The 1,688-nt window shown below is 45.6% G+C and carries 2 protein-coding genes; both read right to left on the bottom strand.

The window, feature by feature from the left end; genetic code table 11:
• Nucleotides 1-34 precede the first annotated feature (34 nt).
• Nucleotides 35-1,192 carry a hypothetical protein gene (locus tag RMO52_RS19740; RefSeq protein WP_310417662.1) on the bottom strand — a complete coding sequence of 386 codons (1,158 nt, stop codon included), beginning with the start codon at nucleotides 1,190-1,192 and terminating at the stop codon, nucleotides 35-37.
• Nucleotides 1,193-1,248: 56 nt separating this feature from the next.
• Complete coding sequence (locus RMO52_RS19735) at nucleotides 1,249-1,410, bottom strand: hypothetical protein (protein WP_310417658.1); 162 nt, start codon at nucleotides 1,408-1,410, stop codon at nucleotides 1,249-1,251.
• Between the last annotated feature and the right edge of the window lie 278 nt (nucleotides 1,411-1,688).

Genomic DNA, 1,688 nt, shown 5'->3' with positions numbered 1-1,688 from the left:
CCCTACCCCCTTACCCCCTTACTCCCCTACACCATTACTTCTGCCTCAATCTAATTACCCTCGCCACGCTGGCATCAGTAGTAATCAGTGGTAATGTATTACGTCTTTCGCTCAATTGCCACAGAGGGAAGCCAATAAAATAGGGCGTACAATGTTCGCCAAAAGCATAAAAACAGCTCCGGAAATTAAGATTGACTGTTGCCGTCCCTTTTTTAGCATTAACATTGCGAACGACGAACTTCATCCCCGAAAAACTAATCCCAGTCGGTTCCTGACCGCCATTTACCCAAGCCAGTAATCCTTTCCCACCGCGCACTTGAAGACTGTCACCAGAAATTATTCGTGCACCTTTGAGATAGGGCATTCCGATGGCGGGATGTGTTTCGATATAATCGCAATTACTCTGGCATGGTGCATTTGGCTGCTGCTGGGAACCACTCATGACCATGTGCCGAACATTCCGTTCTCGCGTACGGACTACATCCATCTTCAGCACCGCTGCACCAGCAGGGATGGTGATGCTAGGCATATTAGCAAAGGAAATGTTGCCAATATTCGGAATCTGGGAAGCAGTAAATTTTTGAATGCCTGCAAATTTATTGAACGGCGTATTTGCCAGACTCGGCACTCGATTGAGCTGAATCGACTTGAGATTGACGACACTACCAAATGGAATATTTTGGAGATTGGGATTGACGATCTTGCCGCCGCCTCGACCACCAGCAACAAAGGCAGATTGTGGCAATACCGCAGCTAAACTCGGATTGCCCGCTAGCGCATCTTTAACAGCGATCTTACCCAACCACGGAGTTGCACTCGCCAGAGTTTCCGTTCCAGTTAAAGCTGGTTTTCTGGCAGCGGCGGCGGCTGTTTGTGGGGTGAACTGCCCAATGCCAAAAGCAGTATTGAGAAATCCCAGCGGCAGACAGGTCGAGGGTGCTTGCCCAGCTTGACAAGTAACTCTAGTTAAGCCCCCAAATATCGCTTGGGCTTGCGGTGGAATCGCCGCACTCATCCCCGTTGGCGATGGAGCCATCGAGTTAACCGTGAGCTGTGAAAAGGTAGATCGGATCGGATTATTATTCGATGGTGTCTCGGCTTTTGCCACTCCTGCTAGGTAAAAAATTACGGCTAGTGTGGTAATCGAAAAATAGGTGAATTTAGCAGTCGCCTTAAATTTGGCTGTTCTCACTGTATTAGCGATTCTCCAGAGGAGAGGCTGCGCCAACGAATTTAATTTTGCCTTTCTCACTGCACTGGCATTCCTAAACTGACTAAATTAGCTGCTAAATTCAGATTTAAACCATAGGCGGGAGCCGATTCTAACTTAACAGCTCCCCCATTGAGAGCTGAGATAAATTTAGTGATATTTGTATATAGAGGAAAGTTAGTTTTATAGTCGCCCCTCATAGTCGCCAATCTAAATCCCGTCGTTAAATAATCGATACTTTGACGATTTGTAACGCGCAGATTTATAGGGATGAAGGGTATATCTATCGCCGTAGCAATCGGGGTATATGGCAAAGATATCGTTACGGTTTGTCGTTTAGTTTTTGATTTAAGAGTACCAACAGTTGTAAATTTAACAATTGGTTAAGGTGCTGTCGGTACGATTTGAATTAATTCCACATGACGCTGACTATCAATTTTACCAAATAGTTTGAGCGTAAATACATACGTTTTTTTAT

Source organism: Chamaesiphon sp. OTE_8_metabat_110 (assembly GCF_031382685.1).
GTDB lineage: Bacteria > Cyanobacteriota > Cyanobacteriia > Cyanobacteriales > Chamaesiphonaceae > Chamaesiphon.
Note: the sequence above shows the minus strand (reverse complement) of the source record. Positions and strands in the feature narration are given on the sequence as shown.